The organism is Prevotella disiens, assembly GCF_900454955.1.
Taxonomy (GTDB): Bacteria; Bacteroidota; Bacteroidia; order Bacteroidales; family Bacteroidaceae; genus Prevotella; species Prevotella disiens.
On sequence record NZ_UGTL01000002.1, the window covers coordinates 84,948 to 110,573 of the forward strand.

The 25,626-nt window shown below is 40.1% G+C and carries 25 protein-coding genes and 2 pseudogenes; 19 read left to right on the forward strand and 8 right to left on the reverse strand.

The window, feature by feature from the left end; translation table 11 throughout:
* Nucleotides 1–42 precede the first annotated feature (42 nt).
* Genes DYI03_RS10810 through DYI03_RS10830 form a run of 5 tightly spaced genes read left to right on the forward strand, consistent with a single transcriptional unit; the run spans nt 43 to nt 2,750 of the window.
* Nucleotides 43–531, forward strand: a complete 489-nt coding sequence (locus DYI03_RS10810) for a hypothetical protein (RefSeq protein ID WP_025064886.1) — start codon at nt 43–45, stop codon at nt 529–531.
* A gap of 5 nt (nt 532–536) precedes the next feature.
* Nucleotides 537–956 (forward strand): PcfK-like family protein, encoded by a 420-nt coding sequence (locus DYI03_RS10815; protein ID WP_025064885.1) that lies wholly within the window; start codon nt 537–539, stop codon nt 954–956.
* A gap of 4 nt (nt 957–960) precedes the next feature.
* Nucleotides 961–2,235: a PcfJ domain-containing protein gene (locus DYI03_RS10820; RefSeq protein ID WP_115367972.1), complete on the forward strand. Its 1,275-nt coding sequence runs from the start codon at nt 961–963 to the stop codon at nt 2,233–2,235.
* A 25-nt stretch (nt 2,236–2,260) separates the two neighbouring features.
* Nucleotides 2,261–2,515 carry a hypothetical protein gene (locus DYI03_RS10825; protein WP_025064907.1) on the forward strand — a complete coding sequence of 85 codons (255 nt, stop codon included), beginning with the start codon at nt 2,261–2,263 and terminating at the stop codon, nt 2,513–2,515.
* Between the two features lie 4 nt (nt 2,516–2,519).
* Nucleotides 2,520–2,750 (forward strand): hypothetical protein, encoded by a 231-nt coding sequence (locus tag DYI03_RS10830; RefSeq protein ID WP_025064906.1) that lies wholly within the window; start codon nt 2,520–2,522, stop codon nt 2,748–2,750.
* Nucleotides 2,751–2,894: 144 nt separating this feature from the next.
* Here the strand turns inward: DYI03_RS10830 and DYI03_RS10835 are convergent, their stop codons facing one another.
* The gene (locus tag DYI03_RS10835) at nt 2,895–3,272 is read right to left on the reverse strand and encodes a TIGR02391 family protein (protein WP_051263456.1); all 378 of its coding nucleotides are present in this window, start codon (nt 3,270–3,272) and stop codon (nt 2,895–2,897) included.
* Between the two features lie 182 nt (nt 3,273–3,454).
* Nucleotides 3,455–4,741 carry an IS1380 family transposase gene (locus DYI03_RS10845; RefSeq protein ID WP_115367973.1) on the reverse strand — a complete coding sequence of 429 codons (1,287 nt, stop codon included), beginning with the start codon at nt 4,739–4,741 and terminating at the stop codon, nt 3,455–3,457.
* Between the two features lie 209 nt (nt 4,742–4,950).
* On the opposite strand from DYI03_RS10845, the gene DYI03_RS10850 reads away from it, so the two are divergent.
* The 5 genes from DYI03_RS10850 (at nt 4,951) to DYI03_RS10870 (ending at nt 9,454) form a co-directional block, all read left to right on the forward strand.
* Nucleotides 4,951–5,439, forward strand: coding sequence for a hypothetical protein (locus tag DYI03_RS10850; protein WP_036870219.1), 489 nt, complete (start codon nt 4,951–4,953; stop codon nt 5,437–5,439).
* A 411-nt stretch (nt 5,440–5,850) separates the two neighbouring features.
* Entirely contained in the window at nt 5,851–6,318 is a 468-nt protein-coding gene (locus DYI03_RS10855) for a hypothetical protein (RefSeq protein ID WP_147287680.1), read from the forward strand.
* Between the two features lie 229 nt (nt 6,319–6,547).
* Complete coding sequence (locus DYI03_RS10860; RefSeq protein ID WP_025064726.1) at nt 6,548–6,982, forward strand: HU family DNA-binding protein; 435 nt, start codon at nt 6,548–6,550, stop codon at nt 6,980–6,982.
* Nucleotides 6,983–7,004: 22 nt separating this feature from the next.
* A complete protein-coding gene (locus DYI03_RS13725) occupies nt 7,005–8,822 on the forward strand; it encodes an RHS repeat domain-containing protein (protein WP_025876665.1) in 1,818 nt (605 codons plus the stop codon).
* A 53-nt stretch (nt 8,823–8,875) separates the two neighbouring features.
* Nucleotides 8,876–9,454 (forward strand): hypothetical protein, encoded by a 579-nt coding sequence (locus tag DYI03_RS10870; RefSeq protein ID WP_021668842.1) that lies wholly within the window; start codon nt 8,876–8,878, stop codon nt 9,452–9,454.
* A gap of 136 nt (nt 9,455–9,590) precedes the next feature.
* On the opposite strand, the gene DYI03_RS13970 is transcribed toward DYI03_RS10870, so the two are convergent.
* Complete coding sequence (locus tag DYI03_RS13970) at nt 9,591–9,734, reverse strand: transposase (RefSeq protein ID WP_021668843.1); 144 nt, start codon at nt 9,732–9,734, stop codon at nt 9,591–9,593.
* Between DYI03_RS13970 and DYI03_RS13490 the strand changes: the two genes are divergently transcribed.
* From DYI03_RS13490 to DYI03_RS13495, 7 genes and pseudogenes are all read left to right on the forward strand, one after another.
* Entirely contained in the window at nt 9,681–10,118 is a 438-nt protein-coding gene (locus DYI03_RS13490; RefSeq protein WP_004339168.1) for a hypothetical protein, read from the forward strand. The two genes, DYI03_RS13970 and DYI03_RS13490, sit on opposite strands and share 54 nt — an antisense overlap.
* A 573-nt stretch (nt 10,119–10,691) precedes the next feature.
* Nucleotides 10,692–12,524 (forward strand): DUF6443 domain-containing protein, encoded by a 1,833-nt coding sequence (locus DYI03_RS13905; RefSeq protein WP_025064724.1) that lies wholly within the window; start codon nt 10,692–10,694, stop codon nt 12,522–12,524.
* Between the two features lie 33 nt (nt 12,525–12,557).
* On the forward strand, nt 12,558–14,822 hold the full coding sequence (locus DYI03_RS13910) for an RHS repeat domain-containing protein (protein ID WP_025064723.1): 2,265 nt from the start codon (nt 12,558–12,560) through the stop codon (nt 14,820–14,822).
* 147 nt (nt 14,823–14,969) lie between these two features.
* Entirely contained in the window at nt 14,970–15,533 is a 564-nt protein-coding gene (locus DYI03_RS10900) for a hypothetical protein (RefSeq protein WP_147287682.1), read from the forward strand.
* A gap of 158 nt (nt 15,534–15,691) precedes the next feature.
* Nucleotides 15,692–16,201: pseudogene (locus tag DYI03_RS13915) on the forward strand (RHS repeat domain-containing protein); the annotation flags it as partial.
* Nucleotides 16,202–17,647: 1,446 nt separating this feature from the next.
* A complete protein-coding gene (locus DYI03_RS10915; protein WP_317047503.1) occupies nt 17,648–19,816 on the forward strand; it encodes an RHS repeat-associated core domain-containing protein in 2,169 nt (722 codons plus the stop codon).
* A gap of 9 nt (nt 19,817–19,825) precedes the next feature.
* Nucleotides 19,826–20,368 carry a hypothetical protein gene (locus DYI03_RS13495; protein ID WP_172462603.1) on the forward strand — a complete coding sequence of 181 codons (543 nt, stop codon included), beginning with the start codon at nt 19,826–19,828 and terminating at the stop codon, nt 20,366–20,368.
* A gap of 10 nt (nt 20,369–20,378) precedes the next feature.
* On the opposite strand, the gene DYI03_RS10925 is transcribed toward DYI03_RS13495, so the two are convergent.
* The gene (locus tag DYI03_RS10925; RefSeq protein WP_115367973.1) at nt 20,379–21,665 is read right to left on the reverse strand and encodes an IS1380 family transposase; all 1,287 of its coding nucleotides are present in this window, start codon (nt 21,663–21,665) and stop codon (nt 20,379–20,381) included.
* 485 nt (nt 21,666–22,150) lie between these two features.
* Here DYI03_RS10925 and DYI03_RS10930 point away from each other — a divergent pair.
* Nucleotides 22,151–22,732, forward strand: a pseudogene (locus tag DYI03_RS10930) (RHS repeat domain-containing protein); the annotation flags it as partial.
* A gap of 634 nt (nt 22,733–23,366) precedes the next feature.
* Here DYI03_RS10930 and DYI03_RS10945 read toward each other — a convergent pair.
* From DYI03_RS10945 to DYI03_RS10955, 3 genes are read right to left on the reverse strand one after another with little or no spacing between them, the layout of a single operon-like run.
* Nucleotides 23,367–23,831 (reverse strand): DUF3408 domain-containing protein, encoded by a 465-nt coding sequence (locus DYI03_RS10945; protein WP_021670141.1) that lies wholly within the window; start codon nt 23,829–23,831, stop codon nt 23,367–23,369.
* The gene (locus DYI03_RS10950) at nt 23,828–24,133 is read right to left on the reverse strand and encodes a helix-turn-helix domain-containing protein (protein WP_021670142.1); all 306 of its coding nucleotides are present in this window, start codon (nt 24,131–24,133) and stop codon (nt 23,828–23,830) included. The genes DYI03_RS10945 and DYI03_RS10950 overlap by 4 nt, the downstream gene beginning before the upstream one ends.
* Before the next feature lie 20 nt (nt 24,134–24,153).
* Nucleotides 24,154–24,423 (reverse strand): helix-turn-helix domain-containing protein, encoded by a 270-nt coding sequence (locus tag DYI03_RS10955; protein ID WP_021670143.1) that lies wholly within the window; start codon nt 24,421–24,423, stop codon nt 24,154–24,156.
* A 338-nt stretch (nt 24,424–24,761) separates the two neighbouring features.
* Here DYI03_RS10955 and DYI03_RS13320 point away from each other — a divergent pair, with 338 nt between their 5' ends.
* Entirely contained in the window at nt 24,762–24,974 is a 213-nt protein-coding gene (locus DYI03_RS13320) for a hypothetical protein (RefSeq protein ID WP_021670144.1), read from the forward strand.
* A 156-nt stretch (nt 24,975–25,130) separates the two neighbouring features.
* Here the strand turns inward: DYI03_RS13320 and DYI03_RS10960 are convergent, their stop codons facing one another.
* Nucleotides 25,131–25,592 carry a DUF1896 domain-containing protein gene (locus DYI03_RS10960; RefSeq protein ID WP_021670145.1) on the reverse strand — a complete coding sequence of 154 codons (462 nt, stop codon included), beginning with the start codon at nt 25,590–25,592 and terminating at the stop codon, nt 25,131–25,133.
* Nucleotides 25,593–25,626 lie beyond the last annotated feature (34 nt).

Consider the following 25,626-nt stretch of genomic DNA (forward strand, 5'->3'; position numbering starts at 1 on the left):
TCAGCATACTCCGATCTTTGGACGCATAAAAAAAATGTCGCTATGGATAAGCAAAAGGTAAATACAACATCTTCGATGAACAGAAAAGGATATAACTCCTCCTCTCATTACCGCATTAACCCTACGGCTGAAAAGAGTGAGCAAGTATTGGCAATTAAGTTTGTGCAGTGGGACGTTCCCCTTTTGGAGAACCTCCGTAACAGCAAAGTATATCTCCTGCGTGCCAAACTCAATCGTGGTGAGCGTATGAGCCGTGAGGACGAGTTGTTGAGAGCTTGGCTCGAAAAAAAGAATTGGCTATGTGAAGCGGTGAACTCAAACACCTATTTCCGCACAGCCGTACCTCTGCAAGGTTGGAGGTTTAACTTCTTCGATGTGCTGAAGAAATACCTTGTCAATCAGTACGGACAATGGACAGAATATTACGCACCCGACCGCACCAGCCTAAGAGCCTACCTATATGGGCGCATCAATCAAATAGTAGAATTGAAAATCGGCGGACGAAGTGAAAGCCAAATCCCAAAATACTAAGCAATATGAAAGGAACAGAACATTTCACACGGACAATAGCCGAGTATCTTAATCAGCGTGCTATGACAGACCCATTATTTGCCTCTAACTTGTTGAAGCCAAACAAGAATATCGAGGAGTGCATCACCTACATTCTTAATGAAGTGCAGAAAAGCGGTTGCAACGGCTTTGATGATGATGAAATCTTCTCTATGGCTGTTCACTACTACGATGAGGACGATATAGAGGTCGGCAAGGCTGTTTCTTGCCAAGTTGCCGTTAATCACGTTGTGGAACTAACGGAGGAAGAAAAAGCCGAAGCAAGGCAGGAAGCCATTAAGCAATATCAGCGTGAGGAACTTGCCAAGTTACAGAGTCGTAACGCACGAGTAAAAAAGACAGAGAGCATAGCAACCCAAGTACAACCATCATTATTTGATTTTTAAGCCTATGAAACCAAGAAACAAATTTGAAAAGGCAGTTTTGGGACAAAGCAAGTATCTTCGCCCGATAACCAAGACACAAAGTAAGTGGGCATTTCGTGAGTGTATAGACCACTTCGCCTACCGCTTTCCAAAAGGTCGCACTACTTGTATGGATTGTGGGCATAGTTGGGTAATGGACAAACATAGAGAAACTTGCACTTGCCCTCGTTGTAGGGCAAAGTTGCAGGTCAAGGAAACCTACGAACGCAAGTTGCAGCAGAAGCAGTATTTCACCATACTTACCACTTGTGGAGAGTTTCAAGTATTGCGTATGTTCCTACTTGTTGTGGGTATGGAGAAAGGTTACAAAGCACAGACTTCTATAATTGAGATTGGGCAATATTGGTGGAATATGCAGGGACGAAAAGCTGTGGTTGCCATACAGAGGATATTGGGACACTATGTTGATACCTTTTCCTATTATAGTCCTATGGCAATCCGCAACGATAATGAAGCCTATCAGCATATTGCCTACTCACCCATATATCCGAAGTTCAAGGTTACAGACATACTTCGTAGAAATGGTTTTAAGGATAATTTCTATGGCATCGTGCCTACCCAGCTTATTCCTGCATTGCTTACAGATAGCCGTGTGGAAACATTGCTAAAAGCAGGTCGAACAGACCATTTACGTTACTTTCTTAGTAACAAGAAGTCTTTTGAGGAACTATGGCAGTCCTACAAGATTGCAGTCCGTAACGGCTATGAGATAGCTGACATTTCCCTTTGGAGTGATTATGTAGATACACTTAGAAGATTAGGTAAGGATATTCATAATCCAAAATATTTATGCCCTGCAGAACTTAAAACCGAACACGACCGCAGACACGAGGAACTTCTCAGATTGCGTGAAAGGGAGGAGATAGAACAGAAGCAAAAGAAGGCAATGGAAGATGAAAAGCGTTTCAAAGAACTTAAATCCAAGTTTTTCGGTATCCATTTCACGGACGGCACTATCCAAGTCCACGTATTGGAGAGCGTGCGTGAACATTTGGAGGAGGGAGCGACCATGCACCATTGCGTATTCTCCAACGAATATTATCTTAAAGAGGACTCACTAATCCTGTCGGCAACCATTGAGGGCAAGCGGATAGAAACAATAGAGGTATCACTGAAATCATTTGAGGTGGTGCAAAGTCGTGGAGTGTGCAACAAGAATACCGAGTACCACGAACAGATAGTAAACCTTGTCAATGCCAATCGTAGGCTAATCAGCCAGCGGATGCAAGCTACTGCATAAAACAAACAATTAAATAGACACAGATATGAAAACAGAGATTGAAAACATTATCTATAACAGTGCGGACGAGATACCACACATACTCATCAGGGTTATCAACGCAATAACCCTATCCGACAACAAAGAGGAGTTAAGGTCGGCTATCAACCAAATAGCCGAAGAAACAGAACTTGACAAGTTCTTTGCATACGGCTATGGTGCACATCACTTTTGGCTCAAACACCGCAGATTGTCAAATGGAGAGCCAAAGGAATATAGATTATTAAAAGTTGAATTTTAAGATTATGAAGAAGAAAGTTTACAGAGTACGGACGCAATACATCTTCGATGGAGTGTTTGATGTGGTTGCGGAGAACAAAGAAGACGCACGGCAGAAAGTCCTGCAAAATTGTGGGTTGGTTATGGGTAGCAGCATTCACAGCACACTTCCCGATGAGGAAATCAATTGGGCTTTCTCCACACACCCCGAAGTAAAGACGGGACGGATAATCGTTCAAAAAGAGCACACAACGTAAAGCGGTCGGCAGATTTGCCGACCGCTCCTTTCTTTCGTGAGCTTCGGGCGGACAAAGAAAGGAGCAAAGAAACCCCAACAAAAAATACCTCGTTACTTTTGGCAGCGAGTTGAGACGGCTCAAAAGTAACAAAAAGCCAAATAACTAATATCCTGTCTTATATGTTATATCTAATTTGTTATGAATTATGGAAGCAACGACTAAAACCTCTATCATGGCTGATAATTGTGTATCCTCTGTCATTCTTGGAGTATGAGCTTTTGGATTACGATACATACTAAAAAAACCTTTTATAAAATTGCTAAACCCTTTATGTTCACTTTCCTCTGAAGGAGTTCTCAATGTATTAAAAGCCATAATTTTCTGTTGTTCGGGGAGCATTGTTTTTTCTTTTATTAAATCCATAAGGGATTTGAGCCTATTAACAGGACCTATACTTGATAAAATTCTTACGATATCTACATTTTTGTCAATTAATCTAAACAATCCTCTTATTCCTGTTTGGGTTAAATTTAAAAGCATCTTTTCATTATCCTCAAATCCGCAACTTAACTTTTCAACGTCCTTCTTGCGTGTACACATCCTCTCATTACTGAATTTGCAGATAATTAGAACTGAAATCCCCCACTTCAGCCTACAACATCCCCTTACCCCACAATGCGACTTGAGGCAATACGCAGTATCATACCCATAAATTGTAGGCGTTATCCAAAATCTGTCTGGAACACATCCGCGTAAGCATTGTTACAAGTATAGATATTCAGCACATACTGCCTTGATGTCCTGATCCACTTTGCTGGTACAGAGACAAACCTGAAGACAAGCGCTTTTATGCGGCTTGTTGTATTGAGTCCGAACCTCTTTACATCAAGTCTTTGGATAATGGCCTTGTAGAAGTTACGGATAAGTGCTGTAAGAAGAAGGAACACGGTGTTCTCTGCCATGAAGGATTTGGGCAATCGGTCCCATCCGAAACCATTGTTCATATCATCGAAGATACGTTCCTTTCCCCCTCGAAGGTTATAGAACTCGACAATCTCTCTTACGGAAGATACATAGTCGTTAGTCAGGATACAACGGTATGTGTATTCTCCTTCCCAGAGATCCAATACACCATCCAACCGTTTCTGTCTTTGAATCACAAGTCGGTATGCTTTACCCTTCCACTTTTCAACAAGGATAGAGTTCAATTCGAACTCAATGCCATTGATTTCCTCAGTTTTCCAACCTCTGAGAGCAAAGATTTCATTGTAGAGCGAACTGCAGCGGTTTGCGCGGATATAGAAGGATTTGCAGTGTTCCTCTACTTCTTCTACGATTTCCTCGGAACATGATCCACAGTCAGCTCTGAAACGATTGATAGTAAGGCCGTTCTGTTCAAATCTCTCAAAGAACCTCTTCAGCGTGTCCTTCTGATGAAAACGAACATTTGTGTTGCCATCGCTATTCTCAATGCCAACGATTAAGTCGCCAATAACCGCCACGCCAGGGCGATAACCAGGGAACTTCTTGTATGTAGGCTTTGCATCATACTTCTCTGTCTCTATGAACTGATGGTCGAAATCAACATCATACATCTCGTCCTCTTTCAGTTGGCCAGATGCAAACATACAATTGAGCAGTAAAGTATTGAGAGTGTCAGCCGTGTTGAAATCGTAGGTCTTGCCCATATCTGATGTGTATGAAATGTTTTCTTGCGTCAGCTCCTTTATCGCTCTGAGGATAGTATCAGAGCTACAAGTTCGAAGTGTCGGATGAAGCGAGAGATGGCTCATCAAATGAGTAGTGACATCCTCAACACATGAGCCACCACAGAAGTAGATACTCATGAGTGAACGGATGATTTCGCTGTACTGATAACCGAATGATCTACACCTTAGACCGAGGGTCGAGTCGATTACAGATGACAATGTGGAGTCAAATTGCTCCATGATTGAAAATATTCCTCCAAAAGGAGTGAGTTTATCGGATTTAATATGTATTTTTGCCATGCCATATCAGAGTTTTGCTTGCTTGTTTTGCAACACTAAGATAAGTGAATTCTTTGACATGGCAAAATCCTGGGCAACTTTTTGTTGCTCAGGTACTTAAAAAGTTTAAGTTATAATAGTGTTGCGGAATTAAGGGTATATAGAAAAAGCATCCGAACTTTTAAAAGCAAATGGGGTAAATAGTGTTCCAACTTATTTAAATGGTGGAAATGAAATACAATTTTAAACATAAAGTGCAGTCCACTGGCAAGAAGCTAGTGGACTGTAAAATATATTACTTTTATTTTATAGGTTCTATTGTTGTTTTTTTGGGGATAATATCATGTGAATCTCATAAAAAAAGTGGTGCTGAAATTATTTGTGGAGACTCTTATTGCTTTTGGAAAACAAAGGAACATGAAGATGACAATCATTTTATTTATTATTATTTTAACAAAGATGGGCAATGGTTTATTTACGAGCATATTGATAGAAATAAAATACAAAAATATTATCTACGCGATCAATTATGGAGCGAGAAGTGGTCGCTATATAATGATAGTCTATTAATTTTAGGAGGTGATAAATATAATATAAAAAGCATCAGTGATTCAGTAATTGTTATAAGCAGCTATGATAGTATCTATAAATTATACAAAATAGACAAAAAAAGCAAAACTTTCAGAATGTTGCAGAATACTTTGAATAACGATATTTAAAGTATTGGTAATGCCCTAGATTGGGAGTTGTCATTATAATATATGGTAATTATAAATCTTCTCTCAAAAAGAAAATGTTCCTTGGTTATAAATAGATAAAACTATGAATATAAAAAAACAAATAACTGTATGCAAAACGGATACAGAGATTTAAATTTATCCTGAATCAAAAAAATTAATTTGGATTATGGATTGCACATCTAGCATGTTTTGTAGTCTCTGTAAATGATGTTCGTAGTGCCTATGAAAAGGATGGAATAGAAGCCGTACAGAAATTATTCACAAAGGATCCTAATGGAGATATGGATCATAGATCTTTAGCAAAACAAGATAAAAAACATGTGGGTGTCTCTAATTATAATCAAGTAAAAAGAGAATTAATAAAGAGATATCCTTCCACAAAGAAAGAATTTGATAAAGAGCAAAGAAGATATGAAAGGGAATTTGGTAAATAGCAAGTGGTTTCTATCGATTATAGTGGCATCTTTATTGATGCCACTATCTTCATGTAGTGAGAGGAGGGAAAGTTTATCCTCTAATACACGTCAATCTTTCGATATAACATATTCAAAAAAGGAAATAGTAATAGAATCATCAACAAAGACAGAGAAGGACCATTTTTTTAAAAAAGATGGTGAATACTTTAGCTCGTCTGATTCCATATTATTTTTTTCGGTAGTTAGAGATACTATATTAAATGCAACAAGTGGTGGAATAGACTATAAAACAATAATAAAGAAAGAAGGGAATGGGCAATTTACGACTTCTAATTATTTAGTAAGTAATACCGGATGTCTCTTTTTCTTGATTTCATATAGTTATGATTCTGATTATCATATTTCAAAAATAGTAAAATGTGCTAATGTGGTATATCAGTAATATTTTGACAATTATAAATTTGAAACGAAAGATAGTTTCGTTGGTTAGCCTATATATAATCGATTTGAACTTACCCATACAAGGGTATGTCCCAACACCCTTATAAGGGTAACAGGCAATACCCTTATAAGGGTGTTCATCATTACCCTTATATGGGTATTAAAAGCCGTAAGCAATAAACAGGAAAGAACAACGTTATATAGTTGATAACCATAAACAATTAAAGAGTATGATAGAATTTGAAGTAAAATCAAAGACGCAGCCTATCGGCAAGCGCAAGGGACAGACCGTGTATTATGCACAGCCAGTATCGCAACAGCATCTGACAAACAAGATGGTAGTAGACCGTATCGTCCGTGAGACCTCGCTTTCGGCAGGTGATGTGAGTAATGCCCTCATCAGACTTGGTGCAATCGTGCGCGATGCCCTCGAATTGGGACAGAGCGTGGATTTGGCAGACCTCGGTTCGTTCCGCATCGTAGTGCCAGCCAAGATGATGGACACAGAGGTAGAAGTTACGGCCGACAGCCTGAAGGCACCGAAAATAGTCTTTACGCCAAAAGCAGCCATGCGTAACGCAGCAAAATCTGTAGAACTCCGAGTGGTCAAAAAGAAGAAAGGCGATAACGAAAAGCCCAAAGAGAAAGAAAACCTGCATCCTTAACAGCACACCGCTTGCCTAATTGATGTACGCTCAAAACTATAATCCACTTAATCTTTCCTCCATACACAAGGCTATGTGTGTGGAGGAAATAGGTGAGACTTATGACCCATTATTCCAGCTTGACAATGTGCGTGATATCAACTACCGAACGGAAGAAACTCCTACGGACAGTACGAATATCAACAACGGACACAAGTACACTTACGATGCCAATGGAAACCTTGTCTATATCAATACCTCTCGTGTAAAGAAAGACGGCAAGGAGGATGAAAAGGCAACCGAGCAGAAGTTCCGTTGGGACGAGGAGAACCGCTTGTTGGCAGCCGATGAGAACGGCTTTGTAAGCAACTATTGGTATGATGCCGATGGTGAGCGCACAGTGAAGACCAGTGGCGAGAACGAAGCTATCTATGTGAACTCTGAGTTCTCGGGTGGTAACACCGGTACAGCACGCTTCTCACTCTATGTCAGCCCTTACCTCGTAGCAGGACAAGGTGGCAAGTACACCAAGCACATCTACATCGGCTCACAAAGAATCGTCAGCAAACTTGGCGACTTGGCTTCTTATGGTGCAGATCCAAGACGAATACCGTATGCAGGAAATGAGGCAGATGGCTTGACTATCAATTACAAGGATAAGTACAATCTGCAGTTACAATCCATTAAAGACAATTACAAAACGTTTGACTTGCCTTATTCTGGAAAGGACAATGACGACTATGTGAATGGTCAGGGCTTCTGCTGCAACGACGGTACACCGGAGGCAGCACAGGCTCGTACAATGGCACGCACAAGAGCTGTAAACGGCAACTTTAAGCCCAACGACGACTATGAGAAGATGCAGTTCTACTACCATCCCGACCATTTGGGCAGCAGTAGTTACATCACCAACTTGGACGGTGAAGTCTCTCAGCATATCGAGTATGTACCGTTTGGCGAAGTGTTCATAGAAGAACGCAACAACACTTGGAACACGCCTTACCTCTTCAATGCCAAGGAGTTTGATGAGGAGACGGGTATGTACTACTATGGTGCAAGGTACTATGAGCCGAGGTTGAGTTTGTGGATGAGTACAGATCCGTTGCAGGAAAAATTTGTAGATGCTAGTCCGTATGTATATTGTTTGCAAAACCCTATCATAATCTTGGATTATAATGGAGCTGATACTGTTTTTGTAAATCCAGGGGGGACAGAAGCCAAAAGAATTTCAAGCAAAAATAATGTTACATTTGTACACAATTTAAAAGCCAAGAATATTCAAACAAAAAATCTAAGCGGAAAATCTCACATTGGATGGATTGAAGCAGATATGCCTGGAGTTATAAATTACAATGAAGGCAATATTGATTTGTCTTCGTCAAAATATCAAAAATATGATTACCTTATAGCTGCAGAAGTTTCTTATTTCAACCAAAACAAAAATATGGGAATTACCCCGAAGCATACTAATGGACTTTATATAAATAATCCTAGTTCAATACCAAACTTAGATCCAGATATTGTAAAAGCTATTATTATGCAAGAAACTCGCATAGGAACAGCCCCTGGACGTGGCTTAAATAATGCCAAAAGTGATATTATGCAAGCAAATGTTTGGTATTCTGCGAGTTCAAACGATTGGAACGATTCGAAATCACAATTTGGTCTTCGGAAAATGGGAGGGGCAACACCGCAATTATCCGTTCATGCAGGTATAGGGATTTTATATCAAAAGGGACTACGTTCAGACGGGAAAAATGTCTATTTTAAAGGATGGCAAATTGCTATACAGAGATATAATGGTGGCGGAGTAAAAAATTATCTACAAAAGGTGAATACATACATAAGTCATATGAAATAAATGTTAACAATCAGAACCATAGCTTTTATGGTTCTGATTATAAAAGAAGATATATGTACAGATTTTTTTTACTATTTTGTTTTATAAGCGGCATCAACAGCTATTATAATGCAAAAGGCTTATCTCACAATATAAGTCAGGGCTTTGTAAGAGACACAATCTATACAACCTTTGAAAAATATGATAGGACCGTTGTGAGATATGAAAATAAAATTGTTAATCATATAAAACAAAAGGTTGTTATAATAGCAAAAGACAGAAATAATATCTGTAAGTCAGAAATTCTTTTTGTGGGGAGTATTCTTAATTCAGATAATGACACTATATCCTTTTTAAAAAAAGAAGATATATTTGGGCTAAAAGAAAGTCCCCATTCATCTGGAAATATTATTGTGTATAAAAATAGAATAAGACAAGGGTATTACTCAAATTTTTCCAAAGGTTTTTTTGTAAAAGTTGAAGATAATATTTTACATATAAAGGATGTAATGGAAGAAGATTTGAATGGGCAGCCTGTTCTTGGAATCCTCAATTTAATAATCTTTAAGGAGGAGATACCTCACAGCGTTTTTATATATATAAATCAAGATGATGGAGACGAACATGTTTTTCATAAATATAATGATAAATAAGTTTCCTACAATTTAAAGTGGTAATTGTATTAATAGATATAATCGCGCATCTCCCCCACGAGGCGAAGACAATATCTATAGCAAACATCCCAGTGGCTAACGATAAATAAAAGGGTTCTACTGTAATTAGTGTGAGTTAACATATGTCTAGACCACCATAGAAGAATAGAATCGCTATCCGATAGCGTTCGGCAGTACCATATCCTCTGCCGATGGTCTTGATTTCTTGAATCGATCCGTTGGTTCTCTCGGCTTTGCCGTTGTTGGCACCAGTAACCATGGCTCTAATGATGCCTTTGAGGTAGTTCCTGATGACAAATTAAATAAGAATGTTAATGGAGTCACGTTAGGTGGAAATTATATTCAAGTAAAAAAATCTCGGGAAGGTACAGAAACCGGTGCTCATGAAATTGCCCATGCAATGGGAGTTGTCCATTCAAGCAAAGGTTTGATGACAGCAGAGTCTTCTAGTTCCTTTCGGAATAAAGAACTAGATAAAGGTAGCATTAAGGATATGATACAATATCCGCTAAAGGGGAAGGTGAATAGTGAATATAATCAAGAAAAAGGACAAATTCCTGCTGGAAAAGGAACCCTTAGAAATAACTCTCCATTCAGCATAAAAGATTTGCAACGAGGTAAGATTAAATCTAAAGAATTATAGCTATGCGTTTAATTAATTATTTATTATTAAATATAATGGCACTTCTATGTGCTATCATATTTAATTCATGTATATCCAACTATAGGAATGTGGAATATAATCTTCCTACTTCTACGAGAAGTGCATTTATTTTAGATACAATTCATATTAATAATCCTATTATTATTGAATATAAAAATATACGATATGTTGTGGATACCTCAATAGATTCTATCCCCATGAAGAATATAAATTACTTTATAGAAAATACGTCCCACTATGTATTAGGTGATAACATATACTACGATTTGCCATTTTCTTTACATAAAAGAATACCAAATTGTTATATAGGAGGATTTTGCAATTATATATTGGAGAAAGAACGAAAACACTATGATATTTACTCTTTTAGGGAAAAACCCATATTTTTTGTTTTGGTAGCATTGAATGTGTCTGTTTTTAATAAGAAACATACATCAATTGATGCTCCTCAATATATCAGAAGATATTCACCAATAAATACATATGTTTTATTTGTATATCCAGAATGTAAAGTTGAATAGTTGGTTGATAAATAGGATATAATACTGTTACATGACTGATAATAATAAAGATAAAGAATTATCCTACTATGCACAGGGCAATCAGCTTGGAGTATCTGTAGAGGATGCCAAAGGCAACAAGTACACCGAGACACGCAATGAGTACGACGGCTACTACCTCACTGCCAACGGTGACAAGTACACTTTTACCAAGCAGAAGAAGCTATGTAGCGACCGCGCTTCTGCCTTTGTACCGCTACGCTATACCGCCAATAAGCAGTATGAGGGACAGCCAACCGGCATCACCACCTCAGAGGCTTGGAATGAGTATTACCTCACTGGCTATCACGGAGAACTGAAGTCCTACAAGTTCAGTGATAAGGGCAAGTTGGGTGCTGACGGTTCGGGTAAGTTCGACTACCAAACCGCAATACAATATGCTCACAATGATAACAAACATATCTTCGGGCTACCTACCAACGTAACCGTAACGGGCGGTGATGGTAAGATTTATCATCAAGTTTCTGCGACTTACGATTTGAACTATGCCGACCATATTACGCAGATTAAACAACAACTCGGAAGCAGCGAAGCCGTCTCTGACTATACTTATGATGCTTACGGCAACATCATCAAGACCACGCTTCCTGCTAACAGCAAGGGACAGCGCATGTGGTATACCTACCGCTATGAGCCGGTGATGAATATGTATGTGGAGCGTGTAGACGATGCATTTGGCTACCGTAGCGAGGCTGCCAACTTCGACTACCGCTATGGCATGGCACTCCGCCGTATGGATCTCAACCACTTCTATTATGAAACGGATATAGACAACCTCGGACGTGTGAAAGCTGTGCGTGGGCCTAATGAGTTGGCAACAGGTGTGCCTTACATCATTGCCTTTGACTATCAACCTAAGGCTACTTTCGGCACCAACGGTATTACAGCGCCTGCTTATGCAGTGACCAAGCATTACGACATACAGCACCCAAGCGATGATATGGAGACCGTAACCTTCGTGGACGGCTTCGGGCGTCCCGTTCAGGTGAAGAAAGACGGTGTGGTAACGACAGCTGCCAAGGGTAGTGCTCCGAAAGACGAGACCGTGATGATTGTCAGCGGACGCAACGTCTATGACGCTTTCGGTCGTGTGGCTAAGGCTTATTACCCTGTAACCGAAGCAGTGGGAAACAAGACAACTTTCAACAAGGCTTTTGACAACGTGTCGCCAACCGTAACGGTTTATGACGTGCTTGACCGTGCTATGAAAGTAACGCTTCCAGACAATGCTGAGACCAAGACGGAATACTCTACGGACGCAGGTAGCAATGCACTCGTAACTACTGTAACTGATGCGTTGGGTAATCGTCAGGCAACCTATACCAGTGGTAGTGGCAAGACCGTGAAGACTGAGCAGCTCAGCGGACCCGACGGAACGATTACCACTTCTTTCGAATATGATGGTATCGACCGATTGGTCAAGGTAACAGACACGGAGGGCAACGTAACGACATCCGTCTATGATATGGGCGATCGTCGTACAGAGGTAAATCACCCTGCAAGCGGTATCACCACCTTTACCTACGATGCTTTGGGCAACGTACTCACCAAGCAGACAGCCAATCTCAAAAAGGAGGGCAAGACCATCAATTACGAGTACGACTACGGTCGTCTGACGGCAATCAACTACCCTGACCATCCGGAAAATAACGTGAAGTACCATTACGGTGGTATCAACTCTTCTCACAACCGTATCGGCAGATTGATGCTTCGTGAGGACGGAAGTGGCGCTATCGAGTATTACTATGGTAAAATGGGTGAGGTATTGAAGACTGTACGCACGCTGATTGTGCCCAACCAGGCAGTGGCAACCTACGTCACATAGTGGAAGTACGACAGCCATAACCGCCTATTGGAAATGATTTACCCCGATGAGGAAAAGGTCACCTACGGCTACAACCTCGGTGGACAGGTGGACCATGTGCGTGGCTATAAGTCTTACGGCTACGATTATGTGAATAAGATAGGTTACGACAAGTTCGAGCAGCGCATCTACCTGAAGTATTGTAACGGAGCGGAGACCTTCTACAGCTACGACCCTGCACGCAGACGTTTGCAGAACCTCGTGGTGAATGCTAAGGCAGGTATTATTATGGACAATGCCTACAGCTATGATGCAGTGAGTAACGTACTCGGTATTAAGAACAATGCTCCGCTCCCACAGAGTGGCAAGGCAGGCGGACAGATGAGCCATAGTTATACTTATGACCCACTATATCGTTTGGCAAGCGCAACAGGTACTTATAAGGGAACGGACAATAAAGCAGCTTCTTATACGTTATCTATGGGCTACGACAACATGCATCGTATCACGAGTAAGAAGCAACATCTCTCGCAGACAGGTGTGCAGTTCGAGGGCACGCTCAACGCAGGCTATGAACTCGCCTATACTTATCAAAAGGCAGATGGTAAGAAGTCCCAACTCGACAATGTGCGTGATATCAACTACCGCACGGAAGAGACACCGACGGACAGCACGAACATCAACAACGGACACAAATACACTTATGATGCCAACGGAAACCTTGTCTACATCAACACCTCTTGTGTAAAGAAAGACGGCAAGGAAGATGAAAAGGCAACCGAGCAGAAATATAAGTGGGACGAGGAGAACCGCTTGCTAGCAGTCGATGAGAACGGTTTTGTGAGCAACTATTGGTATGATGCCGATGGTGAGCGCACAGTGAAGACATCAGGCGAAAACGAAGCTATTTATGTGAACTCCGAGTTCTCGGGAGGCAACACCGGTACGGCAAGGTTCAGTCTCTATGTCAGTCCATACCTCGTGGCAGGGCAAGGTGGCAAGTACACCAAGCACATCTACATTGGCTCACAAAGAATCGTCAGCAAGCTTGGCGACTTGGCTTCTTATGGTGCAGACCCAAGACAAATACCATACGCTGGCAATGAAGCTGATGGCTTGACTATCAATTACAAGGATAAGTACAACCAGCAGTTACAATCCATTAAGGATAACTACAAGACGTTCGACCAACCTTATAACGGTAAGGACAATGACGACTACGTAAACGGTCAGGGCTTCTGTTGCAATGATGCTACGCCGGAGGCGGAACAGGCTCGTGCAATGGCACGCACAAGGTCTGCAAATGGTAACTTCAAACCAAATGAAGATTACGAGAAGATGCAGTTCTACTACCATCCTGACCATTTGGGTAGCAGTAGCTACATCACCAACCTTGACGGAGAAGTATTACAGCATATCGAATATGTACCATTTGGTGAAGTGTTCATCGAGGAACGCAACAACACTTGGAACACCCCTTACCTCTTCAATGCCAAGGAGTTTGACGAGGAGACAGGTATGTACTACTATGGTGCAAGATACTATGAACCGAGGTTGAGCCTGTGGATGAGCTGTGATCCTATGCAGGAGAAATATGCATACATCACACCATATTGTTATACATTTGATAATCCTGTGAAGTATATAGATCCAACAGGGGAGGATGGGGAAATAACAGGGACAGGTACAGAAAAGGATCCTTTTATCATCAAGGCAAACTATTATTATGAAAAGGGCTCTCTTAACGAACAGCAAATTAAGGGTTTAAATAATGCCATAAGCGAATATAATAATAAAGGGAAAGTCCGTAAAATAAAGAATGATGATGGAACAAAGTCATATGTGCGCTTTAATATATCTGCCGAAGAAGTTGAAAAGGGTAAGTTAACTACGGCTATTATGAATGATTTTATAACCAATGAAGGTGGACAAGATATTTTCTTTGGCAATTCACTAGGAACCCGTGCAAATGAAGGTAGTAATAATACCGATCTTGGATCTGCAAATGGCTATCGTGTTGACATAAACCAATCGTCGATTGACAATTTTGCTAGGAACAATCATGTTGATAAAGATGATTTGATTAAATGGACATATGTGCATGAAATTGGACACAACCTTGGATTAGATCATTCGGACAAGACAGATATAATGTCACAAATGAATGTAATTTTCCATGATGGAAATATTTTGGGAGGTACTACTACCAGCTCACCTACCATTACTCATCCTAAGGTAGATACTAAAGGAGTTAAAATTATGCTGGACAACAGAAATAAACCCAGAAAAGGTCATTTGGGAATTATTAGGTCTAGATAAATAAACAACCAATTAAATTACCTTTGACATTGCTTTTGCTTGTCAAAGGTAATTGTGGCTCTAATTTTGATATTGGTTATGGATAAATATTTTTTTGCATTAATCTTCTTTGCGAACTATCAATTTTATGCATATAGTCAAAAAGAGATGGTAAAGATAGAAGGATTTCTTATAGAGCGTTACAGCAAGAAAGAAATCTTTAGAAAGGATACATTGTCAATAGATCACTCAATGGAAACTTTTTATTTTACGACCCAAATAGATAGTATTCGTATAATGAGTCCGAAAGAAATTTATTCGGCATTAGTTTCTCCTTGCTATAAAAATGTAGAAATTTACAAGTTTTCTCCATTTGATAGGGAATATGGTAATTATATCGCCCCCAATATATGTCCTGTTCCTCTAAAGAAGCAAAATCTTTTCTATACTTTATGCTCAGATTCTGTTTTTGTGTATAAAGTTTATTCTGTGAAGGGACAAGCGATTAGATTATGTATAGCGAATGATTATCTGAATAGCAAAAAGAACATGGAATTGGCTGTTAAATGGAATATCTCTCCGACATCAATTGATAAGCGAATTCCTTTCTTTTACATATATGTTTTTTTTGACGTTATAAATAATTCTATCAATACGGGTATACCAGTTTTCTTTAAACCAATTGTATGTTGTGGCCTAGGAATTCAAGGAAATACCAAAGGGAGTCCTTGATGAATTTTGATGATTATGCGGAGATGTTTTTGTATTTTAACACAATATTACCCCCTGCTGCCGTGCGATTGAATCGCGTGACAATATTGGGTTTAACACCCTCTATAGGTTGTCGTGCGATTCAATTGCATGGATTTGTTTCCATTATTACCACACGATACAATCGTGCGGTAAACGACAACTACAACGGTATGCCGGAGGCGGCACAGGCGAAAGCCATGACACGCGCAGCCATCGACGGCAACTTAACGGAGTTGAACCTTGGCGGCATTCAGCAAACTGCAAGCGAGCTTGCTTTGCACTCGTGGGTACAAGGTTTCAAGCCTAACGACGACTACGAGAAGATGCAGTTCTACTATCATCCTGACCATTTGGGTAGCAGTAGTTACATCACCAACTTGGACGGCGAAGTATCGCAGCATATCGAATACGTTCCATTTGGGGAAGTATTCATTGAAGAACGCAACAACACTTGGAATACGCCGTATCTCTTCAATGCGAAAGAGTTTGATGAGGAGACAGGTATGTACTACTATGGAGCAAGATACTATGAGCCGAGGTTGAGTCTGTGGATGAGTGTGGATCCATTAACAGAAAAAAGTCCTAACGTGAGTGCCTATGTATATTGTTTTGGGAATCCTTTGAAATATATTGATCCAATAGGATTAGATAGTGTATATTGGGGACAAGACGGAACCAAGTTAGGTACATTTGGGAGTAATACTACAGAAACAAAGAACTATGTTATTAAAACCTCTCAAAGTACAGATGTAATTTACAAGGATTCTAACCCTACTCAAAAGGGAAAGAGCAACCCAATATCACAAAAAGAATACGATAAAACTGTTGAGGAGATAAAAAAAGGTGATTTTTCTTCAAAAAATATAGTTTATATAGGAAAAACAGAACGTATTAAAGCAATGCTTGAAAGTATCAAAGATGATGGCACAGGTGGAACTTCGGATCAAAACAACAGAGAATATTCAGGAAATTTTAACAAATCAGGGACTGGAGTTGTAGACGAAAAAACAGGAAACGTTCAGGATCCATGGAAAGGAAATGTTTCCTCTGAAGGAACTTCTTCTTACCATAGTCACCCAAGTGGTACTAGCCAAAAGAATGATCAAACAGCTTCATGGCAACAGCCACCATCAAAGCAGGACATTAGTACTGCAAAGAGAACGGAATATGTCATAGGAATGGGAAGTAAATTAATATATCGATATGATAAATCGGGAGTTAATGCAGTATTCCCTATTTCAATTTTTAAATAATATTGCCATAATGTTAAAACATTTCATATATATAATATCTTTGTGCTTCTGCATATCTGCAGAAGCACAAAGATTGAATAAAGAAGTTTTATATGATGATGCTATATGCAGACTGCATAAAATTCTGTTGCAAGCTTCATATTTAAATACTTCTGATACTCTTTATATTATTCTAAATGACAAGAGTATTAAAGTAAAAAAAGTAAATATAATTTCTAATGACTTTCCGCAACTTAGAGTAGGAGAAAGTCGTTCTATATATATACTAGACACAATGGAATCTCATGGCAAAAAACTATGTATACATTTTAATATATGTCAGTTAATACAGGAGTCTATTTCAAAACGCCGAATAGTTTCATCAGGATGTTTCGTATTTTTTTATAAAGTAAGAAAGAGCAAGTATTATTACTATACTTATAAAGATTATGGGATTTAGTCGGTAATGCTCTAAATCGGGAGTAATCCCAATAACTACCTGATTCTTAAAGAATGAGCATTAAGGTTCAAAATATGATGTCATACACTCTAAAATATGACGTCTCAATCTGACGGATATGACGTCTAATCCTGGTAAATATGACGTCTCATTTTAGTAAATATGACGTCATAAATAAAAGAGTAAAAAACGTGGTACGAAAACGCAAGCCACAATAGCGATAGAGAACAGAATGTATAACATTAAAACTGCAAGTCTATGGTAAACCACATATAGATTGTTTGAACTTACCCTTATAAGGGTAACGGGCAATACCCTTATAAGGGTGTTCATCATTACCCTTATATGGGTATTAAAAGCTGTAAGCAATAAACAGAAAAAAACAACGTTAAATAATTGATATGTGTGGAGGAACAGACATCATCGAGCAGCGCACTTATCTGAAGTATTGCAACGGAGCGGAAACCTTCTACAGTTACGACCCTGCACGCAGACGATTGCAGAACCTCATGGTCAATGTCAAGGCAGGTACTATTATGGACAATGCCTATAGTTATGACGCTGTGAGCAACGTGCTCGGTATTAAGAACAATGCTCCGCTCCCACAGAGTGGCAAGGCAGGCGGCCAGATGAGCCACAGTTATACTTATGACCCACTATATCGTTTGGCAAGCGCAACGGGAACCTACGCAGGATCCAACAGCAAGACGGCATCCTACACCCTTGCTATGGGCTACGACAACATGCACCGCATCACGAGTAAGAAGCAACATCTCTCGCAGACAGGTGTGCAGTTCGAGGGCACGCTCAACGCAGGCTATGAACTCGCCTATACTTATCAAAAGGCAGATGGTAAGAAGTTCCAACTCGACAATGTTCGCGATATCAACTACCGCACGGAAGAAACTCCTACGGACAGCACGAACATCAACAACGGACACAAATACACTTATGATGCCAACGGAAACCTTGTCTACATCAACACCTCTCGTGTAAAGAAAGACGGCAAGGAAGATGAGAAGACAACCGAGCAGAAGTATAGGTGGGACGAGGAGAACAGACTCCTTGCAGCCGATGAGAACGGCTTTGTGAGCAACTATTGGTATGATGCCGATGGTGAGCGCATGGTGAAGACCTCAGGCGAGAATGAAGCCATATACGTAAACTCTGAGTTCTCGGGTGGTAACACCGGTACGGCACGCTTCTCACTCTATGTCAGTCCATACCTCGTAGCTGGGCAAGGTGGAAAGTACACCAAGCACATCTACATAGGTAGTCAAAGAATCGTTTCTAAATTGGGCGACTTGGCAAGTTATGGCGCAGACCCAAGACGAATACCGTATGCAGGAAATGAGGCAGATGGCTTGACCATCAATTACAAGGACAAGTATGCACAGCAACTGCAATCCATCAAGGACAACTACAAGGCGTTTGACCTACCTTATAATGGTAAGGATAATGATGACTATGTAAATGGTCAAGGCTTCTGCTGCAACGATGGTACACCAGAGGCAGCACAGGCAAGGGCTATGGCACGTACGAGGGTTGCAAATGGTAATTTCCACGACAAGGACAATTATGAGAAGATGCAATTCTACTACCATCCCGACCACTTGGGCAGCTTAAGCTACATCACTAACCTTGACGGAGAGGTAGCTCAGCACATCGAGTATGTGCCCTTCGGTGAGGTGTTCATCGAGGAACGCAACAACTCATGGAATACCCCTTACCTCTTCAATGCCAAAGAATTTGACGAAGAAACAGGTATGTACTATTATGGTGCCAGGTACTATGAGCCGAGATTGAGTCTGTGGATATCAACCGATCCGATGGAAGAGAAGTATTCAAATATTTCATCTTACTGTTTCGTTAATAACAACCCTGTTATATTTATTGACCCTGATGGAAAAGATTGGTATGAAGATGTTGATAAAACATACCAATATAGCCCTAAAGTACATTCAACCAAAGATTTAGAAAAAGGACAAAAATATATAGGGAAGTCATTTACTAATAAAAACAATACCATTTCATATAGAAATGATGGAAGTATTTTATACAAGAATGAAACACAGGCTTATAATCGTATGTGGAATCAAGCCGATAAACATTATCGTACTAAAGGAGAAAAAGGTGGGCGAGAAGTTGGGGGATTTGTTCTCTCAAATAAAGAAGTCTTAGTCTTACCTGATTATTTGAATGATGGAAACACCACCAAAATGGATGCAGGTGGATATAAACTTAATAATCGCACCCTAAGTAAAGGAAGGGAACATTTTACTGTAATTGGACAAGTCCACACACATCAAGACAGATCGGGAGATGCTCCTCCTTCTACATATTTAATAGATAGTTATGGAGACTTAGGTTATTCAAAAAATAACAATTCACTGCCAGTTTTTACAATAAGTTACGATGGTAAAATATATGGTATCCGAGGGTATACTGATAAGAATGGGCGTGTAAGTGGAAAGTTTGTTAATATGAATTCTTATGATGCTTCAAGGAAAAATCTTTTAAGTGGAAAAACAACTTTGTCAAGTATCATCAGAAGATTACCTAGGTTATAAAAAATGACGATGAACAAGAAGAAGATCGTGATTATAATAAGTATACTCTTAGTGGTGTCCTGTAATAGGTCACCACTAAAGAACATATTTAAACAAGAAGTTCTTGATAGTGTTAGAAGTTATATTGAAAAAGATAATTTCGCCCATGATTCGTATTTAATGCTGCAAACAGAAAAGATTTTTCATGAAAACAAAATAGACATAAATAATGGATTTATAATTGGCCCCCTATATGAAAATTTATATCCAGATTCTGAACAAGGTAACTATATCGAATTGTTGAAATATAAGAATAAAACTGTTTATATACAGTTTTTTAATGCAAGTTTTATTGATTCATTATACCATGCAAGAACTGTAATATACTGTAGGCAGGATAGTTTTTGTATTTCCTCAAATCCGCAACTTAACTTTTCAACGTCCTTCTTGCGTGTACACATCCTCTCATTACTGAATTTGCAGATAATTAGAACTGAAATCCCCCACTTCAGCCTACAACATCCCCTTACCCCACAATGCGACTTGAGGCAATACGCAGTATCATACCCATAAATTGTAGGCGTTATCCAAAATCTGTCTGGAACACATCCGCGTAAGCATTGTTACAAGTATAGATATTCAGCACATACTGCCTTGATGTCCTGATCCACTTTGCTGGTACAGAGACAAACCTGAAGACAAGCGCTTTTATGCGGCTTGTTGTATTGAGTCCGAACCTCTTTACATCAAGTCTTTGGATAATGGCCTTGTAGAAGTTACGGATAAGTGCTGTAAGAAGAAGGAACACGGTGTTCTCTGCCATGAAGGATTTGGGCAATCGGTCCCATCCGAAACCATTGTTCATATCATCGAAGATACGTTCCTTTCCCCCTCGAAGGTTATAGAACTCGACAATCTCTCTTACGGAAGATACATAGTCGTTAGTCAGGATACAACGGTATGTGTATTCTCCTTCCCAGAGATCCAATACACCATCCAACCGTTTCTGTCTTTGAATCACAAGTCGGTATGCTTTACCCTTCCACTTTTCAACAAGGATAGAGTTCAATTCGAACTCAATGCCATTGATTTCCTCAGTTTTCCAACCTCTGAGAGCAAAGATTTCATTGTAGAGCGAACTGCAGCGGTTTGCGCGGATATAGAAGGATTTGCAGTGTTCCTCTACTTCTTCTACGATTTCCTCGGAACATGATCCACAGTCAGCTCTGAAACGATTGATAGTAAGGCCGTTCTGTTCAAATCTCTCAAAGAACCTCTTCAGCGTGTCCTTCTGATGAAAACGAACATTTGTGTTGCCATCGCTATTCTCAATGCCAACGATTAAGTCGCCAATAACCGCCACGCCAGGGCGATAACCAGGGAACTTCTTGTATGTAGGCTTTGCATCATACTTCTCTGTCTCTATGAACTGATGGTCGAAATCAACATCATACATCTCGTCCTCTTTCAGTTGGCCAGATGCAAACATACAATTGAGCAGTAAAGTATTGAGAGTGTCAGCCGTGTTGAAATCGTAGGTCTTGCCCATATCTGATGTGTATGAAATGTTTTCTTGCGTCAGCTCCTTTATCGCTCTGAGGATAGTATCAGAGCTACAAGTTCGAAGTGTCGGATGAAGCGAGAGATGGCTCATCAAATGAGTAGTGACATCCTCAACACATGAGCCACCACAGAAGTAGATACTCATGAGTGAACGGATGATTTCGCTGTACTGATAACCGAATGATCTACACCTTAGACCGAGGGTCGAGTCGATTACAGATGACAATGTGGAGTCAAATTGCTCCATGATTGAAAATATTCCTCCAAAAGGAGTGAGTTTATCGGATTTAATATGTATTTTTGCCATGCCATATCAGAGTTTTGCTTGCTTGTTTTGCAACACTAAGATAAGTGAATTCTTTGACATGGCAAAATCCTGGGCAACTTTTTGTTGCTCAGGTACTTAAAAAGTTTAAGTTATAATAGTGTTGCGGAATTAAGGTATTTATAAAAATGTATATAGTCACAATCCCATTATGAACTATCTAAAAAGGGCAAGCCTAATTTATTATAAGAAAGGGAAATTGCTTGTCAGAAATGATATTGACAGTTTATATTTGCCTAAACTCTCTGTTGATAACCTTGAATGAATCAGCAGTAACCAAAATCAACAAAGGAACAGAATAGTGGACAAATGAGAATAGTCACGCTCCATACAAGGGTATTAAACGGAGAGAGCAATAAACAGGAAAGAATGACGTTAAATAATTGATAACTATAAACAATTAAAAGTATGATTGAATTTGAAGTAAAATCAAAAAAAGCAGCATATATCGGTGAACATAAGAGACAGACCCAAGACGCATTCCTTATGCAGGTAATGAAGCTGATGGCTTGACCATCAATTACAAGGACAAGTATGCACAGCAACTGCAATCCATCAAAGACAACTACAAAACGTTTGACCTACCTTATTCTGGAAAGGACAATAACGACTATGTAAGCGGTCAAGGGTTCTGTTGTAACGATGGTACGCCAGAGGCTGCTCAAGCAAGGGCGATGGCTCGTGCTTCTATTGATGGTAACTTCAAGCCGAATGAAGAGTACGAGAAGATGCAGTTCTACTATCACTCCGACCACTTGGGCAGCTCAAGCTACATCACCAACCTTGACGGCGAGGTAGCTCAGCATATCGAGTACGTGCCGTTCGGCGAGGTATTCATCGAGGAGCGCAACAACACTTGGAACACGCCTTATCTCTTCAATGCGAAAGAATTTGACGAGGAAACGGGAATGTACTACTATGGTGCGAGGTACTATGAGCCACGGTTGAGTCTATGGATGACTGTGGATCCAAAGATGGAGAAATATCAGAATGTTAGTGCCTATGTATATTGTTTAAATAACCCATTAAAGATTATAGATCCTGATGGTAAAGATATTGTCTTTCTACTGGACAGAGAGGCTGCTAATGGATTTGGTCATGCTGCAGTTCTCATTGGAAATGAAACCTCAGGGTGGAAATACGTTTCGATAAATGGAACAGGAGGAGGAAATCCGTGGGGAAAGAATCGAAATCCTGATTCAGGAACGCCTATAGTTGACAGTAATGGAAAGGTTGTAACTGACCTTAAAAAAGCTGTTCTTACGGCTAATTCTATTAATAGCTATTTGAAAGAGCATCATTCCTATGATGATTATACGAGAATAGCAACCTCTACAGCAGAAGTATAAGGCAATGACACGCAGCTGGTCTTTCACGTCGGTCATACGGGTGTCCCATCTATCCCAGCATGGCACTTCCTCTGTCTCTCTGTGTCCGTAACGATTGTTGTTGGCTACTTCTAATTTTAGCCTAATCTTATGTTTTATTCTGTTATCTAATCACGACTTTGGAGTGATTTAATCCCCTTTCGGGGCAAGGGTCTTTGTGGTACAAATGGCAATTTGTGGTACAAAGACACACCTTGCCAATATCAAGAATGAGGTTGATAAGCCCACTGCTGTGTTACTGTATTCACTGAATGCGGTAACTCAGCACAGGCTTGCATTCGTGGAATGCAATAGTTCAGAGTTTTCGCCATTTTTCAATCTCCTCTTTACATTGGTCAAGATGTTCCCGAAGTACCTGTTCCGCATACCCTGAAACGCTCGCTCCCTGCTCTCCAATTTTTCGCGCAATAAAACTTAGCCTTCGTTGGGTTTCCTCCGACACATACACGGCTTTGCGATGGCTAAGGCGGATAGGCTGAAGGTACTTCTCTTGGAATAGAGCCAATTCTTCTCTATCCTTATTTTTTGTCCTGCTTGCCCTATGAAGTGCTTCAACTTTGTCTGTTTTTCTATTTTCAAAACCACTTTCTTTCTCTGCTTCCACAGGAGCAAAACTCTTCCGTTCCATTTCCAACTCGAACTCTGAAGGCTGGTCATAAAAAGGGAGGTCTTCGGGCTTATGTGGCTTAACGCCATAATTTTCCATGTCTTTAATGGCTTGTTCCAAACGTTGTCTTCTGTTTTCATCCATAGCTATCATGACTTCTTTGGTATCGGATTATAATGCCTTTCAAGCATAGTTTGAATGTCGCTCTGCTTGTAAAGTATCTTCCCACCAATTTTATAGTATGGAAGCGTTCCTGCATTTCTGTACTCTTGGAGCGTGCGTGTGCTAAGCCGTAACTGGCTGCACACTTCCTCGCTCGAAAGGTAAACCTCACCATTCAGCATCGGACGAGCTGTGTCACAATACCGCTCCAACTTCTTCAAAGTGCTTTCCATCTGTTGTGAAAACAACTGCATTTGAGGGTCTTCCTGCGTAATGATTTCATTCTCTGCCATAATTCATTCATTCTTTGGGTTCATTCCTTGACAGCATTCAGCATTTCACTGATGTCAGTCTGTTTGTAATAACACTTGTGTCCAATCATGGAGAAAGGGATTTTACCTGTATCTCGATATGATTGCAGGGTACGTTTGCTGATACCCAAACGCTTGCACACAGCTTCGTTGTCGAGCCATTGCTCGGTCTCAGGCGGATTGCCGATGAGTTTTTCCACGTGGTGGATAAAGTCTGCAAATTCGGAGCGGTGTCGCTCCCATGCTTTACTGTCGATAATAATAAGTTTCATTGCCTTAATTCTGTTTTGGTTACTTTATTGTTATTCGGCAAACGAACTATTATGCAGTCCGTTGCCGTACTTCTCGGATGCAAAAGTAAGTCCTCAAAAGCATCGCTGTAAGGAATGAGGAAAAGCAGGGAAATGTTAGGAAAATAAGAGAAAAGCCCACGAGGAAATCCCTCAGCATTATTGCGGTAATGAGATGAGGTGCTGGTTCTTTCCTTTTATTGCATAGTTGTTGGTCTATCGCCAGTTCGATAGTTCGACAAATCGAGATGTCGAACTATCAATAGTTTGTCTTGACAACAAATAGTCTTGACAACAGATAGTCTTGACAATAAATTGTTATGACAACAAATTGTACAAACAATAGCTTGTCATATAATAAGATTGTTAAGACAATCGTTAGTTCTAACTATTGTTTCTATCATTCGCTTTTGCGTCCAAAGAGCCTGAGTATGCCGTATTCGTTCGGGCTTTTTACTCATCGACTTGCCATGTCGTGCAAGGTTGGGAGCGAAAAATACTACCGCACAAAGAAGGCTATTTGGAATGAATAGACGAAAATAAAACACCCTGCGGTGGAGATTTTTCGCTCCACTCGCAGGGCTTGACCTTGCAAGGCATAGGACAATCGATGTACCTTTGCCCGATAAGAATACGGCTTCAGGCACTTGGATTATGCTAAAAATGTACAATATCTTCGTGTTATCTGATTACAACTGTTTTACCGTTGGCAGATTATTGCTCTCGATGAGCAGCACTATTGTGCCTGTAAGTTCAGTGTATAATTTATCATACTGCTCGGTTGCGGAGAAGTCATCGGTCAGCTCATAACCATCAAATATGGCTTGCATCGCTTTGTTCCTTATCAATATCAGCGCAAGCCTTTTAGGGAGAGGTGCAGGGAGTTCTCTTTCAAATTCGTTCTCCAAAACGGAAACAAGGGTATCGTACTTTGAAAAGTGTAGCCCACTAAAAAGCACTTCACTTGCTATGCTTTCTGCTTCTAAATGATTAAAACCATGCGCCACGGCATCGCAGCAGGCTGTTAGTGCCATATCTGCTCGCGCTTTGATAAACTCCGTATCACTCATTCTTTCGGGGTGATGTTCACTTATATAGCTTTCTAACTTCAATCGGAAGTAGGAAAGTTCTTTCTTTTTGTTTTCCTTCATTGTTATAGATGTTGTATGTGAATAATTAAGTTGG